The sequence below is a fragment of the Aeromonas sp. 61P genome, from assembly GCF_051919545.1.
Taxonomy (GTDB): domain Bacteria; phylum Pseudomonadota; class Gammaproteobacteria; order Enterobacterales; family Aeromonadaceae; genus Aeromonas; species Aeromonas veronii.
The window spans coordinates 4,491,715-4,507,927 of the sequence record NZ_JBQBEL010000001.1 but is presented as its reverse complement, the minus strand read 5'-3'; the positions used below and the strand labels follow the sequence as shown (position 1 = coordinate 4,507,927).

Annotated in this window: 13 protein-coding genes and 1 pseudogene; 3 read left to right on the top strand and 11 right to left on the bottom strand. The window is 57.9% G+C overall.

The window, feature by feature from the left end:
- Positions 1–40 precede the first annotated feature (40 nt).
- From ACTG2O_RS20835 to ACTG2O_RS20785, 11 genes are all read right to left on the bottom strand, one after another.
- Positions 41–1,099 carry a protein-glutamate methylesterase/protein-glutamine glutaminase gene (locus tag ACTG2O_RS20835; protein WP_005338795.1) on the bottom strand — a complete coding sequence of 353 codons (1,059 nt, stop codon included), beginning with the start codon at positions 1,097–1,099 and terminating at the stop codon, positions 41–43.
- Entirely contained in the window at positions 1,096–1,587 is a 492-nt protein-coding gene (cheD, locus tag ACTG2O_RS20830; protein WP_058059429.1) for a chemoreceptor glutamine deamidase CheD, read from the bottom strand. The genes ACTG2O_RS20835 and cheD overlap by 4 nt, the downstream gene beginning before the upstream one ends.
- Before the next feature lie 3 nt (positions 1,588–1,590).
- Entirely contained in the window at positions 1,591–2,394 is an 804-nt protein-coding gene (locus ACTG2O_RS20825) for a CheR family methyltransferase (protein WP_439976583.1), read from the bottom strand.
- 57 nt (positions 2,395–2,451) lie between these two features.
- Positions 2,452–4,206, bottom strand: coding sequence for a methyl-accepting chemotaxis protein (locus tag ACTG2O_RS20820; RefSeq protein WP_439976582.1), 1,755 nt, complete (start codon positions 4,204–4,206; stop codon positions 2,452–2,454).
- Positions 4,207–4,249: 43 nt separating this feature from the next.
- Complete coding sequence (locus ACTG2O_RS20815) at positions 4,250–4,819, bottom strand: chemotaxis protein CheW (protein ID WP_111899904.1); 570 nt, start codon at positions 4,817–4,819, stop codon at positions 4,250–4,252.
- A 12-nt stretch (positions 4,820–4,831) separates the two neighbouring features.
- Positions 4,832–6,757: a HAMP domain-containing methyl-accepting chemotaxis protein gene (locus ACTG2O_RS20810; protein ID WP_019445911.1), complete on the bottom strand. Its 1,926-nt coding sequence runs from the start codon at positions 6,755–6,757 to the stop codon at positions 4,832–4,834.
- 10 nt (positions 6,758–6,767) lie between these two features.
- On the bottom strand, positions 6,768–8,978 hold the full coding sequence (locus tag ACTG2O_RS20805) for a chemotaxis protein CheA (protein WP_064337188.1): 2,211 nt from the start codon (positions 8,976–8,978) through the stop codon (positions 6,768–6,770).
- Positions 8,979–9,000: 22 nt separating this feature from the next.
- Positions 9,001–9,327: an STAS domain-containing protein gene (locus ACTG2O_RS20800; protein WP_005358513.1), complete on the bottom strand. Its 327-nt coding sequence runs from the start codon at positions 9,325–9,327 to the stop codon at positions 9,001–9,003.
- A gap of 13 nt (positions 9,328–9,340) precedes the next feature.
- On the bottom strand, positions 9,341–9,709 hold the full coding sequence (locus ACTG2O_RS20795; RefSeq protein WP_005338778.1) for a response regulator: 369 nt from the start codon (positions 9,707–9,709) through the stop codon (positions 9,341–9,343).
- 9 nt (positions 9,710–9,718) lie between these two features.
- The gene (locus tag ACTG2O_RS20790) at positions 9,719–10,933 is read right to left on the bottom strand and encodes a methyl-accepting chemotaxis protein (protein ID WP_019446273.1); all 1,215 of its coding nucleotides are present in this window, start codon (positions 10,931–10,933) and stop codon (positions 9,719–9,721) included.
- 252 nt (positions 10,934–11,185) lie between these two features.
- Positions 11,186–12,274 (bottom strand): ketoacyl-ACP synthase III, encoded by a 1,089-nt coding sequence (locus ACTG2O_RS20785; protein WP_021230362.1) that lies wholly within the window; start codon positions 12,272–12,274, stop codon positions 11,186–11,188.
- A gap of 226 nt (positions 12,275–12,500) precedes the next feature.
- Here ACTG2O_RS20785 and ACTG2O_RS20780 point away from each other — a divergent pair.
- The 3 genes and pseudogenes from ACTG2O_RS20780 to ACTG2O_RS20770 all read left to right on the top strand — a co-directional run bounded on the left by ACTG2O_RS20780 (position 12,501) and on the right by ACTG2O_RS20770 (position 16,181).
- Positions 12,501–13,441 (top strand): annotated as a pseudogene (locus ACTG2O_RS20780) (LysR family transcriptional regulator).
- 128 nt (positions 13,442–13,569) lie between these two features.
- Complete coding sequence (locus ACTG2O_RS20775) at positions 13,570–14,178, top strand: LysE family translocator (protein WP_042060280.1); 609 nt, start codon at positions 13,570–13,572, stop codon at positions 14,176–14,178.
- A gap of 143 nt (positions 14,179–14,321) precedes the next feature.
- Positions 14,322–16,181: a peptidase U32 family protein gene (locus ACTG2O_RS20770; protein WP_439976581.1), complete on the top strand. Its 1,860-nt coding sequence runs from the start codon at positions 14,322–14,324 to the stop codon at positions 16,179–16,181.
- Positions 16,182–16,213 lie beyond the last annotated feature (32 nt).

Here is a 16,213-nt window from a genome sequence, read left to right as displayed (position 1 = left end):
GGAGCCGGACTTTTTTATGGTCAAAACGAGCAATAAGGGATTACTTGCCGAGGATGGCGTACTGCATCTCTTGCAAGGGAAGCACATGGCGAGCAGCCCCCAGCTTGATTGCCTCCTTGGGCATGCCAAAGACCACGCAGGATGCCTCATCCTGGGCATAGGTGTTGGCACCCGCATCCAGCATCTCGCGCAATCCCCGGGCTCCGTCATCCCCCATGCCGGTCATGATGATGCCGGTGGCATTCTTGCCGGCATATTTTGCAACGGAGCGAAACAGCACATCCACCGAGGGGCGATGGCGGTTGATAAGCGGCCCGTCGACCACCTCGACGTGATAGTAGGCACCGCTGCGTTTGAGCAGCATATGCTTGCCTCCGGGGGCAATCAGCGCCAGCCCCGGGATCACCCGGTCATTGTTCCTCGCCTCCCGCACTTCTATCTGGCAGACCCCGTTCAGGCGCTCGGCAAACATGGCGGTAAATTTCTCTGGCATGTGCTGCACGATGACGATACCGGGGCTGACCCGGGGCAAGGCAGTCAGCACGGCTTCCAGCGCCTGGGTGCCGCCGGTCGAGGTGCCGATGGCGATGAGCCGCTCTGTGGTTTGTGCCATGGCGTGCTGGTTGGGCGCCAGCATAGCATCCGCGTTGAGTTTGGTGCTGACTGGTACAGAGGAGGGCTTGCCCACGCGCTTGAGGTTGGCCTGGGCCGCGGCACGTACCGCCATGGCCAGGTCGTGGGCAGATTCTTGCAGAAAGCTTTTTATCCCCATGGTCGGCTTGGTGATGATGTCCACCGCGCCGGCAGCCATTGCCTGCAAGGTTGTCTCGGCCCCCTTTTCGGTGAGGGAGGAGCAGATCACCACCGGGGTTGGATGCTCTGCCATGATCTTGGTGAGAAAGGTGATGCCATCCATACGGGGCATCTCCACATCGAGCACGATGACGTCAGGCCACTCTTTCTTCAGTTTTTCCTGGGCAAACAGGGGATCCGATGCTGTGGCGATCACCCGGATATCGGGCTCCTGCTCCAGCACCGCTTGCAATACCTGTCTGACCACGGCGGAATCATCCACCAGCATGACCCGGATCTGCTTCATTCTCGCGACTCCCGTTGATGTGGCAGACGATGATGGCGGAGCCAGACACTGCCGTTGCTGAGCTCAAAGAGCAAGCTTCGGTGGCCGCTATGGCCAAGATGATGAGCCTTGATATCAAGGCCAAGGTGTCGGGTCAGCTGCCAGGCTGCCTGAATATTTTTGGTGGCGACATTGTTGTCGCTCTGTGCGTATTGAGGTTCGGTAAACATGTTGCCACCCCCGAACAACTTGGCCTCATATTCATGGATAGGGGCGGGATAGTGACTGGCCGCTTGCAGCAGCAAGGCAAGGGCCTCATCGGCATAGCGCCCATCCAGCTTGGCAGAGGGATTGCGCCGACTTGGCAGCATGTAGTGACACATTCCTCCCTGTTTCTGCTCCGGATGCCACAAGGTGATGGCAATACAGGAGCCCAGTACGGTTCTGACCACCACATCCTCCTTGCCAAAAAAGAGCTCTCCCGGTTGCAGGATCACCTCCCGAGTCATGACTTATTTCTTCTGATAGATGGAAGGCGAGACAAGCTGCAGACCGTGGTGCAGGCCATGGAGGCTCTCGGCGTGGCTTACCAGCAGGTAGCCACCTGGTTTGAGTCTGGGTACCAGCCGCTGCAATACTTGCCCTTTGGTCTCCTTGTTGAAGTAGATCATCACGTTTCTGATGAAGATGACGTCAAACATGCCGATGTCCGGCAGATCCTGATTGAGGTTGATCTGCATGAACTGCACCTTGTCCCGCAACTTGCGATCGATGATGAAGATGCCCTCCTGCAGGCCCACACCCTTGAGGCAATACTTCATCAAAAAGGGCAGTGGAATATTTTGCGCCCGCTCGATGGGGTAGCGACCGCTCATCGCCTGTTCCAGCACCCGGGACGAGATATCGGAGGCCAGGATCTCCCAGTTGAAGGTGCTGCGTTTTTCCGCGAGGGTCATGGCCAGACTGTAGGGCTCCTCGCCGGATGAGCTGGCAGCGCTCCAGACCCGCAGCGATTGCTCGGGCGGGTGCGCTGAGACTATCTCCCGTGTCAGAAACTCGAAGTGTTTGGGCTCCCTGAAAAAGTAGGTTTCGTTGGTGGTCAGCAGATCGAGCGCCAGCTGCAGTTCGCTGCTGCGATCGTTCATGATGAGCTGGAAGTAGTCGTCATAACTATCCAGCTCATAGTGGCAGAGCCGTTTCGCCAGGCGGCTGGCTACCAGCGCCTTCTTGGCCGGAGACAGCTCTATCCCCGCCGTTTGATGAAGCCAGCGTTGGAAACGGGAGAACTCATCATCATGCAGCTGGGTTTGATACAAAAAACTGTCCCTCTACCTGTGTTGTCGGAGATGGGAGAGGCAACGCCTCTCCCGTGACTAGAACCGGACAAAATCGCCATCGCCCGTGGGGCGTTGGACTGTGGCGGCTCGTTCCCGACTGTTGGCATTGCTCTCGTTCATGAAGCGACCTCGGGTATTGGGGTGAAGATGCGAGGTGGCTGCTTTACCTTCTTTGGTGTGGGCCTCGAGGGTAAAGAACTCCATGGCCAGCTGCAGCTGTTCAGCCTGGCTGCTCATCTCTTCTGCTGTGGCAGCCAGCTCTTCGCTGCAAGAGGCATTCTGCTGGGTAACCTGACTCAGCTGGTTCATGGCCTGATTGATCTGGCTGACACCGGTGGATTGCTCAACCGAAGCGGCACTGATCTCCTGCACCAGATCCGAGGTCTTGTTGATTGAAGGAACCATCTGATCCAGCAAACGACCTGCTTTTTCCGCCATCTCGACACTGCTGGAGGCCAGCTCGCCAATCTCCTGTGCTGCCACCTGGCTGCGTTCGGCCAGTTTGCGCACCTCCGCCGCCACTACGGCAAAGCCTTTGCCGTGATCGCCTGCCCGCGCCGCTTCGATGGCTGCGTTGAGTGCCAGCAGATTGGTCTGGTAGGCGATGTCATCGATGATGCCAATCCGTCTGGCGATCTGTTTCATGGCATCCACAGTCAGTTTGACCGCTTCTCCTCCCTCTACGGCCTCTTTGGCTGCTTTGCTGGCCATGCCATCGGTGACCTGGGCATTGTCGGTATTCTGGTTGATGCTGGCGCTCATCTGCTCGATGGAGGCGCTGGTCTCCTCCATGCTGGAGGCCTGTTCACTGCTGGATTGGCTGATCGACTGGGCGGTCGCGCTTACCTGCTCGGCGGCACTGGAGAGGTTGTCAGAGGCGCCGCGCACTTCGGTGACGATGTTGGTGAGCGAAGCGATAGTTTTGTTGAGCGCATCCTTGGTGGTGCCAAACACGCCGGGGTAGTCCGCCTCAATCTGTTGGGTCAAGTCACCTTTTGCCAGACATTGCACGACCCGGATGACGTCGTTGAGGGTGCTGTCGATCACTTCGGCAATCTGGTTGATCCCTTCTCCCATCGCCTGAAAGAAGCCGCTCTTGCCAGCAAGTTCCATCCTGCGGTGCAGCTCGCCATTGATCACGGCCTGCACAATGTCGGACATCTCTTTCTCTATCATTACCTCCTTGGTTCTGTCGGCCCATTCGACCACGGATCCCAACCGTTCTCCGGTATCGTTGAAGACCGGATTGGCGATCAGGGAGAAGGTGCGCCCCCCCAGCTGTATCTGGGTGCGGTAGGTGTTGTTGAGTTTGGCCAGCATGGCGCGCTGATGGCCGGGATTTTTATGAAAGCTGTCGATGTTGGCGCCCATTAGCTGATTGGCGTTGAAGCTGTATAGCTCTTTCTTGATGTCGGTCTCAGCCTGATTGAGCATGCCGGTCACAGCCTCGTTCATATAGATAATGTCGAGGTTGGTATCGGCAATCATCACGTTGGTGCTGGCGCAGTCGAGGGCTTTGCGAACCAGCTGGTTCTCATGGAGCAACATCTGGTTCTTTTTAATGTCGTTGCGGCTCTGTTCCAGCTTGTCACTGAGCAAGGTGACCACCTCGTTGATGGCATGTCCTACTTCACGCAAGGGGCTATCCATACCGGAAAGATCGAGTGGTGCTGGAGCCTGCTCTGCCAGGACTGCGTGTTGCAGCTGGCCGATTGCGTCGAGTAACTGGGTCCGCTGCCTCACTTCGGTGGCATTGTCTCCGAAGAGTTTTCCTAAGAGTGATTGGGTCATGAGCGTTTCCTTATGCTGCATGTCGTGGAGTATGGAGGCCTGTTCAGGAGGGTTGCAGGTTGCCTTGTGGCAACCTTGCCTGTGGCTGGGCCAGTTCGCTGAGTTGAGCCATCTCATCGAGTGACAACACTTTCCCGGTATCGATGAGGATGACGAATTTGCCGTTGACCTTGCCCATGCCGCTGATGAAATCGGCCCGGATGCGGGCACCAAAACTGGGTGGGGGCTCGATATCTGCTTGTGGGATACCCAGTACTTCCGATACAGAATCCACCACAACGCCAATATCCTGACCTACAGGTTCATCGCCCTGCGGGGCCATCCCCTCAATAATGACGATGCAACTGCGGCGAGTGATGACCGAAGGTGCATTGCCAAAGCGGGCATTCAAGTCTACGACCGACACTACCGCTCCTCTGAGGTTGATTACGCCACGAATAAAACCCGGCATCATCGGAACCGGAGTGATATTGCCGTATTCGATGATCTCTTTGACCCCCAGAATATTGATGGCGAACATCTCGTTGTTGATCAGAAATGTCAGGTACTGGGCATCGCCACTGCTCTCGTCAGCGGCCGCTGATGGCACCGTGATGTCGGTGGATGTATGCATGGTCGCCTCCGGTTAAAAGCGGACAAAATCCGCGTCATCAATGGAATGGGATGATGGTTGATTGGGCTGGCTGGCCCGTTGTGGGGGGGCGATGAAACTGCCTCTGGGAGGCATGCCCTTGTGGCCGGTTTCATTGGGCCTGGTGTTGAGCTGCGCACTTTTCTCCAGAGCAAAAAAGGCCATGGTTTGCTGCAGTTCGCTGGCTTGCGAGCTCATCTCTTCGGCCGTGGCCGCCAGCTCCTCGCTGCTGGCCGCATTTTGCTGTGTCACCTGATTAAGCTGGTTCATGGCCAGACTGATCTGGTTGGCTGCGCTGGCCTGTTCACCTGAGGCGGCATTGATCTCTTGTACCAGATCAGAGGTTTTGCGAATGGAGGGGACGATCCTCTCCAGCAGGTTGCCAGCCCGCTCTGCCTTGCTGACGCTGTCGGAGGAGAGCTCGCCAATCTCCTGCGCTGCGATCTGGCTGCGCTCTGCCAGTTTTCTCACCTCGGCAGCAACCACCGCGAAGCCTTTGCCATGCTCTCCGGCGCGAGCCGCCTCGATGGCGGCGTTGAGGGCAAGCAGGTTGGTCTGGTAGGCAATGTCGTCGATGATGCTGACTTTCTTGGCGATTTGCTGCATGGCGGTCACCGTCTGTTGAACGGATTGGCCCCCTTCGGTTGCCTCCAGCACCGAGTTGCTGGCCATGCTGTCGGTGATCTTGGCGTTCTCGGTGTTCTGATTGATGCTGGCGCTCATCTGCTCGATAGAGGCGCTGGTCTCTTCAACGCTGGCCGCTTGCTCGCTGGTGGCCTGGCTCAATGCCTGCGCCGTGTTGCTCACCTGATTGGAGGCATTGGTCAGGTTGTCGGCGGCGTTGCGTACCTCTTCGATGATATTGGTCAGCGCAGTGATGGTCCGGTTGAGGCCGTCTTTGGTCTGGCCAAAAATTCCTGGATAGGGCTCATCGATCCGTTGGGTCAGGTCACCCTTGGAGAGCGCGGTGGCAATGCGCATCACATCTTCCAGGCTGGTATCTGTCACGTGGGAGAGGCGATTCAGCAGCTCGGATACCCGCTTGATATATCCCTGACGATCCTCCAGCGCAATCTTGTGGCTGAAGTCGCCCTGTTCGACAGCGGCAGTAACCAAGGTCTCGATATCCGTGATCAAGGCCCCGAGTTTCTTGACCATGTTATCCATCGCCATCAAGAGCTGACCCGCTTCATCGTTGGACTCTATCTGGATCGATACATCCAGATTGCCATCGGCCAGACTATTGGCCACGCGTAGAGCCTGTTCGATGGGGGTGATGATGCTTTTGATCAGCAGGGTGCCAAACCAGGCTGCGAGTGCGATGCCGACCGCGATAACCACCGCCATGGTTAGCAGCATCACGTCATACCAGGATTGCGCTGCGGTATATTCCGACTTGGCCACATTGAGCTGCAGGTTGACCAGCTCGGTGATTTTGTTGCCTATCGGGTCGATGGAGCCATAGAGGGCACCGTCAAAATTGTTCAGCATGCCAGTAATCATGCCGTGCTGGGTGGCTAGGTATTTCTCCAGCTTGCCAATATCGGTATCGGCCGCGTTGAACAGGGTTGTCGCCTCGGCTGACAAACGCTGTTCATCTGGTGTGAGAGTGGTGGACTGGTAGTGATGCCACTCGTTTTTGATTGTCTGCTGGGCCTGTTGTATCTGCTTCAAAGCCTCTTCTGCCGGGATCAGTCCCGCATTGGCCTTGTTGAGGTTGTCGATGATCGAGACGGCATAGCTGTCGGAGATGGTCTTCAGCTGCTTGAGGGGAACCACCCTGTCGTTGTAAACGCGCTGCAACCCGGTATTGCTGCTCTGCATGTTGTATAACCCGAGGCTGCCAACGGCCAGCAGCAGCAGGCAGAGCATGCAGAGCAGTACAATAAGACGCAATTTGATGGTGGAATTTTTTAACATGATGGTCCCCTCAGTTGATGCTGGATTGAGGCAGGTTGCGCGACACTGTCAACCTGTTGAGCTGACAGGATTCCTGAGTGATTGCGTGCTGGATCAGCGAAGGAATGTCGAGGATCAGGGCGACCTCCCCCCCCCCCAGAATGGTTGAACCACTAATGCCCTGCAGGCGCTGGAACAATTTCCCCAACGGCTTGATGACGGTCTGGAATTCTCCCAGCAGTTCATCCACTACCAGTCCGGATTTTTTGCCTGCATGGCTGACCACGACAATGTTCTCGCGCCTCCCTTTGCTGCCATTGGTATCGAAGTAGTGTTGCAGGCGGATAAAGGGCAGCACCTCGCCACGCAAATTGATGTAATTGCGACCCTGGGTATCGGACAGTGCACTCTGGGTCAATTCAACGCACTCGATCACCATATCGAGGGGAATGACGTAGTGGGTGTCGCAGACTCGCACCAGGAAGCCGTCGATGATGGCAAGGGTAAGCGGCAGGCGGATCTGCACACGGGTTCCTTTTCCCGGGATGCTGTCCAGATCGACCGTGCCGCGCAGGGCTGTGATGTTGCGTTTGACGACATCCATGCCAACCCCGCGACCGGAGAGGTTGGTTATCGCCTCGGCGGTAGAGAACCCCGGCTCGAAGATCAGGTTGTATATCTCCTGATCCGTCAGCGTGGTGGTTGGGTTGATCAGACCGCGCTCGATGGCTTTTTGCTGGATCCTGGCTTTGTTGAGACCTGCACCGTCATCCCGAATTTCGATGACGATACTGTTGGAGTCGTGATAGGCATTAAGATTCAGGGTGCCACGGGGGGATTTGCCTGCCAGCAGCCGTTGCTCTGCCGATTCAATGCCATGATCCATCGAGTTTCTGACCAGATGCATCAGCGGATCGCCGATCTTCTCTACCACCGACTTGTCCAGTTCAGTCTCGGCTCCGGAGATCACCAGAGTGATATCCTTGTTCAGTTCCTGACTGACATCGCGCACCACCCGCTGGAAGCGGTTGAAGGTATCGCCGATAGGCACCATTCGCAGGCGCAGTGCACTGTCGCGGATCTCTTCCACCAGCATGGCAATGACCGAGGTGGCTTCCTGCAGTTGGCTTTCGCGGGTGCGTTGGGCCAGCAGATTGGCTCCTGAACTGGCGACTACCAACTCCCCGACCAGATTGATTAGATCGTCCAGCTTGTCGGCATGCACCCTGACGTAACGGCCCTCTTTGCTCTTGCTCTCCTTGGTCTGGTTCTGTTTTTTCAGGGCGGCATCGACGACGGCTTCGTTGACAGCTCCCTGCGCAATCAGGATCTCCCCGAGTTTGGGCGCTTGTTCTGCCGGGGTCGCTTGTTGTGCCTGCAGACCGCTTGCTAACTCCTCTGCCGTCAGGGCGCCGGTGTTGACCAGCAACTGCCCCAACATGGAGCTATCTTCAGGCAGCGACTCGATCAGGTTGATGAACTCGGCGATCTTGCTGTGGGGCGGCAAGATGGTGATCTGGCAGTCATCTCTGACAAATTCAAAGACATCGCTGATGGCTGCCTTATCTGCCTGCGAGTCGAAGTCTATCTCGTAGCCGAGGTAGCAATTCTCCGGATCGAACTGTTCCCAATCCGGTAGCGCCTGATGGATGGTCTCCACCGAGCATATGATTCCTAGTGTGCCGAGATAGCGCAGAAATGCGGCCGGATCCATGCCATTGCGCAGCACATCGGGACCAAAACGCAGGGATATATGCCACAGGGAGGCGGAGCTGGTAATCCCTCCCTCTTTTTCGATCTTGGGTTCCGGCGTATGTACAGTATCTGGCAGCGTGGCATGGGGGACGCACTGATGACGGGTGAGGGTGAGCCTCAGCCGTTCATCCTGGTTGGCATCGCCCTCGCTTAAGGTGCTGCCCTGTTCTGCAACGACACTGATGAGCGTCTGGATGTGGTCACAGCTCTCCAGCAGATCCTTGATCAGAGGAGAGGTGACGGTGAGCTGCTGATTGCGGATCTGGTCGAGCAGATCCTCGACGATATGGGTAAACCCGACGATGGGTTGCAGACCAAACAGGCCAGCTGACCCCTTGATGGTATGAGCAGCACGGAAGATGGCACCAATCAGCTCGCTATTGTCAGGGTCAGATTCCAGTGATAGAAGGGCTGACTCCATCTCTTCAAGCAACTCGCGTGCCTCGGCGATATAGGTTTGTAAAGCCTGATCAAGATCGATGCTCACGGTGACTCCTTGTCATGGGGGCTCAGGGCCGTTCGCCATGGGTGATGAGGGTGGGGTCGCCAAAAAAGGCCGAGAGCTGGCAGAGCTCCAGCAGTTCAAGCACAACATGGCTGTGCCAGACCAGCGCCAGGGAGGAGCCCTGCTGCAGAGCGGTCTTCTTCGCTGCCAGCAGCAGTTGCAGCCCGGCGCTGTCTATCTCGGATACCGCTGCCAGATTCAGCTCCAGTTCGTTCCCCTGATGCAATAAGGGCGAGAGAGCATCTTTCAGCTCGCTGACTGTATAAATGGTGATCTCATCCGGCATGGTCACCACTACCTTGTTGTCGAGTAGCTCACTCTGTAGTTGCATGATGCGCTCCGGATCACGGCATGATGAGCTTGGCGACTGCGGCCAGCATCTGTTCGGGCTGGAAGGGTTTGACCACCCAGGCTTTGGCTCCCGCGGCTTGTCCCTCCTGCTTCTTGCTGTCCTGAGACTCGGTAGTTAGCATGATGACAGGGGTAAATTTGTAGTTGGCCAGCTTTTTGGCCTCTTTGACGAAGGTGATGCCATCCATGTTCGGCATGTTGACGTCACTGATGATCAGGTTGATCTTCTTGCCATCTAGTTTGTTGAGCGCATCTTTGCCGTCAGAGGCTTCCATGACCTCATAACCGGCTCCCTTGAGGGTCATGCCCACGACTTGGCGAATAGTTGCCGAGTCATCCACGATCAGGATCGTTTTGCCCATATCTCTCTCCTAGAAAAATGTGATGTCGGCGCTGCTTGGTTGCGCGTTGACAGAACGGGTGGTGCGACCATGGTGAATATTGCGCTGTTCGTCGGTGGCGTATGAGAGTTCCATCTCTGCCAGCCAGCGATTGGCATCGATCTGGATTGGCCCTGTCGCATTGCTGCTCTGCTCCGAAGCAACCAGATGGCTGGAGAGGCTCTCCATGTTTTGTCTGACGTGGCTGAGGATCTGGCTGACCCTGTCTTGAAATTGCAGCGAGACAATGACGCTGGAGATTTCGCGATGGATATCGGTGCTCTCGTTTTGCAGCAGGGAGGCGGATTCCGCCAGGCTGTCAGTGGCATGGCGAAAACGGGCCAGCACCTGTTCGATTGTCTGCTCCGAATTGAGCGCCGAGGCGTGATCCCGTGCGGCAGCATTTTCGGCAATCTGGAAGGCGCGACCGATAGCAGTATTGATGGTATCCACCTTGTCGGTCATCTTCTGGGCGGTTTCGCTGGAGAGGCGGGAGAGGTTGCGCACTTCATCAGCGACCACAGCAAAGCCACGGCCTGCTTCCCCTGCACGAGCCGCTTCAATGGCGGCGTTGAGGGCCAGCAGGTTGGTCTGGGAGGCGATTTTGGCCACATCCATGGCCATGGTGTTGAGCTCTATGGTGTAGGTGGTCAGGCTTTTTATCTCACCCAGCATGGCGTCCCGATTGGCCTGGGCGGAGTGCAGGATGGCCACTACCTCATTGAGTTGCTGCTGGCTCTCGCTCAAGACTCCAGCCATGCCACGGGAATTGGCATCACCCAGTTCTCCGGCTGCCAGATGAGAAGCATTGACTGCTTCCTCCAGCTTGTTGGCCAAGCCGCTGAAGCGTTGAGTCAGGTCAATCATCGCGGCTTCGGTTTGTTGACGAGAGCTTTCAATTTGCTGGGACCAGATGGGGAGTGCCTTCTCACACACCTGTTCGAGCCCGATGATGGAGTGGGCGAGAGGATCGGTTGCGACGGTTTGTTCCTCTCCTGCACGATGTCGGGGTGTGTGCTGATGGAAGTTACTCGATGTCCAGAGCGCGGCGGCAATACCAACCAGCACATTGAGCAGCAGGTAGAGAGGTGACAGCGCATCGGCAAGCTGCAGCAACAGGCAGCTCAGCAGAGCAAGACCGATGCAGCAAATCCAGCAAACCGGTTCCCAAAGCGGTGTGTTCACGCCACTTTTGTGTTGTGCCATACGTAGCTTATCCCTGTGCAATTATTTGGTAAGAGGTAAAGGCGCAGGACCGAAACAGTCATGGTGCCCCTTGACGCTCTTTTCTTTATTTATAGTTGGCACAATAAGGTTAGCGGAAAAAATTAATTGGCTGCAAATCGGAGTTGTTTGTATCAGCGATTGCCGTATCAAGTGGCTTGCGAAGTGGGGGGAAGAGCCAGGTGGGGATGAAAAGGAGAGAAGGAGCCTGAGGATTCAGGCTCCTGATGAGGATCACGCCTCGTTGGCGTGAGCCTTCTGGCAACCTTCCACGGCGTGGGCGATGAGCTCCAGCGCGCTCTTGTCGCATGGGGGGAGTTCAGCATCGCACGCCTTGATGGGGGTGACGCGATCGCCCCATTTGATGATGGCGGCTCCCCATGTCAGACCGGCACCGAAGGCAGCGGTCAGCAGATAGGAGTTCGGCTTGACGCGGCCCTGCTCCAGCGCTTCGCACAGAGCGATGGGCACAGTGGCTGCGGAGGTGTTGCCATAGTTTTCGATGTTGACCATCACCTTCTCCATCGGCGCATTCATCCGCTTGGCGAGGGTCTCGATGATGCGGATATTGGCCTGGTGCGGCACGATCAGGTCGACCTGCTCCGGCGCAATACCGGCCTGCGCCAGCACTGTGCTGGTGGCTTCACCCATGCCGCGTACGGCGCGTTTGAAGATCTCCGGACCTTCGAAGTTGAAGGTGAACAGCCCATCGATATCGGCAAAACGCACCCGATCAGTACCGAAGTTCGGTACGTGCAGGATCTCCCGGGCTTCGCTGTCACAGCCCAGCTTGTTGGCGATCAGGCCACACTCCTGTTCGCTTGCCTCGATCACCACGGCACCTGCCCCGTCGCCAAACAGCACGGCGGTATCGCGGCGTGCCCAGTCCAGCAGGTAGGTGAGGCGCTCGGCGCCGATCACCAGCACCTTCTTCATCATGCCGGTCTGCACCAGCGAGGTGGCGACGGAGAGGGAGTAGACAAAACCGGTGCAGGCCGCGTTGAGGTCGAATACGGCAGCGTTGACTGCGCCCAGCTTCTTTTGCACCGCAGAGGCGGCGCTTGGCAGCAGGTTGTCCGGGGTGGCGGTAGCCAGGATGATGCCATCGAGATCGCTCGCTTCCAGACCGGCGCAGGCCAGTGCGCGGCGACCGGCCAGGGTGGCGAGATCCGAGGTGCTGACATGGGAGATCCGGCGGGCCTTGATGCCGGTGCGCGGATAGATCCACTCGTCTGACGTATCCATGATGGTGCTGAGGTCGTCGTTGGTCAGCACAGAGGGAGGCAGGCATTTGCCCCAGCCGGTGATATTGGCGTATTTCATCTTGTTACCGCTTCTCAAAGTGGATCGCCCGCGGGCGGAAAATCGTGCAATTATGCCGTACGAGACAACCACTGTCATCTTGTGGTCATGGTTATGTGCGGGGGGCTCAGCTGTGCCATCTGGTCGCAAAGGGCTGCAACGTGCTGAGCATGGCTGGAAATTTTGCTTAAAACGCGGGACTCCTCTGCCCTAAGATAGGCGTTTCACCACCGATGAGGGTATCTCCTTGCTCAGAGCCAATCTCAACTTGTTGCCGACCCTCAAGGTACTGCTGGAGACCCGTAATATCAGCCGCGCCGCCGAGCTGCTGCACCTGAGTCAGCCCTCCATCAGCAAGCAGCTTGCCCAGTTGCGCAGCGAGTTTGACGACGAGTTGCTGGTGCGGGAGGGGCAACGCTGGCTGCTGACGCCGCGTGCCGAAGCGCTGGCCGCCCAGCTGGCGGATTCTCTCGGTGCGCTGGAGCGGCTCTACGAGGCCCCCGGGTTTGACCCGAGCCGCTGCGAGCGGGTATTTCGGCTCGCCTCCTCCGATTATGTGGCCCAGCATATCCTGCCCGATATCTGTGCCGCGCTCGCCAAACAGGCGCCGTTGGCGGCGCTGGAGTACAGCCTGTGGGACAACGTCAGCTGCCGCAGCTGTGGCAGTCCGAGCTGGATCTGGTCTCTACCATCACCGAGCAGGTACCGGAGCAGATACGCGGTCTGCATCAGGGGGAAGATCGGCTGGCGGTGCTGATGGGACGTCACCACCCGTTGGCAGGCAAGACGCTTAATCTCGATGACTATCTCGCCTGGCCTCACCTGCAGGTGAGTGGCGGTGGCGACAAGGACAGCCCGGTGGAGCAGGTATTGGCGCCGCAGGGACTGAGTCGGCGCTGGTTTGCCAGAGTCCCCTTCTTTCAGGCGGCAGTGGAGGTGTTGCTGCGCACCGATTGCCTGATGACAACCCCGGCCCATATCGCCTGGCAGCTCTCCTGCGGCCATGAGCTCACCTTTGTCGATCTGCCATTTGCTACCCGCGACCAGCAGTATCATCTGCTGTGGCATAAGCGCCACCATCAGGATCCGGCCCACCGCTGGTTTCGCGAGCTGGCCTACCCATTCCTGCGGGATCACCTGCAACGTACCGTCGGCGAGAGTCGCAAGCTGCTCGGTCTCGGCGGTTAGCCGCAGTCAGTTGTGTGGTGCCATAGCCATTGGTTATGGAATCTATTCATAATTTTCACTACTGGCATAATGGCTCAGCCCGTACCCTGAATGCAGGTCATCATATCGAGCATATAAAGAGGAAATGCATGGAACTGACGAGTTGGCTGGCACTGGCCGCAATCTGCGTGATGGGCGCCATCAGCCCGGGGCCGAGTCTGGCGCTGATCATCCGCAACACGGTGCAGGGAGGGCAGGGGCACGGCGTCGCCACTGCGCTCGGCCACGGCTTCGGGGTCGGTATCTATGCGCTGGTCACCGCGCTTGGCCTCTCCATTCTGATCACCCAGACCCCGATCCTGTTTGATCTGATCCGCTACGGCGGCGCCGCATTTCTTGCTTGGCTCGGGGTGAAAGCCTTGCTGGCAAAACCAGCCAGCAGCGAAGCGAGTGAAGAGGTGCATCAATTGCGCGGTCGGCAGGGGGCCTTTGAAGGTTTTATGGTGGCTTTCCTCAATCCCCAGCTGGCGGTCTTCTTTATAGCCCTGTTCAGCCAGTTTGTGCGAGCCGATACCGGCTGGAGCGAAGGGGGCATCATGATGCTCACCGCGGGCGGGATCGATGCGGTCTGGTACGTGCTGGTGGCGCTGGTACTCTCGCGCGGGCCGGTGCTGGCGTGGCTCAAAGCCAAATCCTTCGTGATCGACAAGGTGAGCGGCCTGGTGTTGCTGGGATTGGCCTTGAAGGTGGTGCTTTAGTCCTCTATCGGACGATCTGTTGCTGGCACCTAAGGTGGTTATCTAATCCTGCATTTTTTGGATACCTTAAGCGGGATCAAGGCACGCGGGTGGTGAATGGGCTAGAGTAGCGGCCATTTGCTGTCCGCCCTGATCCCGAGACCATGCACCAGAACAAGCACCCGTTAAGCCACAACAACCGGTTGGAGCTGCTGGCTCCGGCCAAGAACCTCGCCTACGGCATCGAAGCCATCAACCATGGTGCCGATGCCGTCTACATGGGTGGCCCTGCCTTCGGCGCCCGCAGTGCGGCGGGCAACTCCCTCGAGGATATCGAGGCGCTGGCGCGCCACGCCCACCGTTTCGGTGCCCAGGTCTTTGTCGCCTTCAATACTTTGCTGCACGATCACGAGCTGGAGCAGGCCCGGCGGCTGACCCACCAGATCTACGAAGCCGGTGCCGATGCGCTGATTGTGCAGGATATGGGGCTGCTGGCCCTCGATCTGCCACCCATCGCGCTCCATGCCAGTACCCAGACCGACAACCGCACGCCGGAGAAGGTGAAGTTTCTGCAGGATGTGGGTTTCTCTCAGGTGGTGCTGGCGCGCGAACTGTCCCTTGCGCAGATCCGCGAGATCAGCGCGGCGACCAATGTGCAGCTGGAGTTCTTTATCCACGGCGCGCTCTGTGTCTCCTACAGCGGCCAATGCAACATCAGCCATGCCCGTACCGGCCGCAGCGCCAACCGTGGCGAGTGTGCCCAGCTCTGCCGTCTGCCCTGCTCGCTGCAAAAGCCGGATGGCGAAGTGCTGGTGGCCGACAGCCACCTGTTGTCCCTCAAGGATATGGATCAGACCGACAACCTGGAGGCGCTGATCGAGGCTGGGATCCGCTCCTTCAAGATTGAAGGGCGACTCAAGGGGCTCGACTACGTCAAGAACGTTACCGCCTGGTATCGGCAGAAGCTGGACGCCATTCTGGATAGTCGCTCCGATCTGGTGGCCGCCTCTGCTGGCCGTTGCAGCTACAGCTTCACGCCTGACCCCAAAAAGAGCTTCAACCGCGGCAGCACCGACTACTTCCTCCATGGTCGCCAGCAGGGGATCGACTCCACCAAGAGCCCGAAATATGTGGGCGAACCGCTGGGGCGGGTTACCAGGGTGACCCGTGACGGTATCGAGATTGATGGCAAACAGGTCACCCTCAACAACGGCGACGGTTTGGGCTTCTTCAAGCCGAACAACGAGCTGGTGGGGATGCGCCTCAACAAGGTCGAAGGTAAGCAGTTACTTCTATCAGAACGCATGCCGGGGTTGAAGGTGGGCACCGAAATCTACCGCAACCACGATCAGGCGTTCAGCAAGATGCTGGAGAAGGCGAGCGCGGATCGCCGCATCCGGGTCGATATGGTGCTTGCTGAGTGTGATGAGGGATTGCGCCTCACGCTCACCGACGAGCAGGGCATCAGCGCCGCGGTGACCCTGCCTTGCGACAAACAGCCTGCCGACAACCCGGAGCGGGCGCTGCAACAGGCGCGTGATCAGCTTGGCAAACTCGGCAATACCCTGTTTGTGGCGCGCAAGATTGAGTTGGTATTCACTCACCCGCTATTTATCGCCGCATCACAGCTCAACGGGCTGCGTCGGGACGGCATCGCCGCGCTGGAGGCGGCTCGCGTGGCCAGCTACCAGCGCCCCGAGCGACGGATTGCCCTGCGGGATATCAACTATCCCCAGCACCGTCTCTCCTACCTTGGCAATGTGCTGAACAGCGCGGCCGAGCAGTTCTTCCGCGAACACGGGGTGGAGCGGATTGCTCCCGCCTATGAGGCGAACAAGGAGGAGCGGGAAGTGGTGCTGATGATCACCAAGCATTGCATCCGCTACAGCCAGAACCTCTGTCCGAACGAGGTACCCGGTCTCAAGGCCGAGCCGCTGGAACTCAAGATGGGTAAAGACACCTTCCGCCTGCGTTTTGACTGTAACCGCTGTGAAATGCATGTGATGGGCAGCCTGAAACGCTGATCAAACAGCCCCTTTCTCAGTCAGGAAAGGGG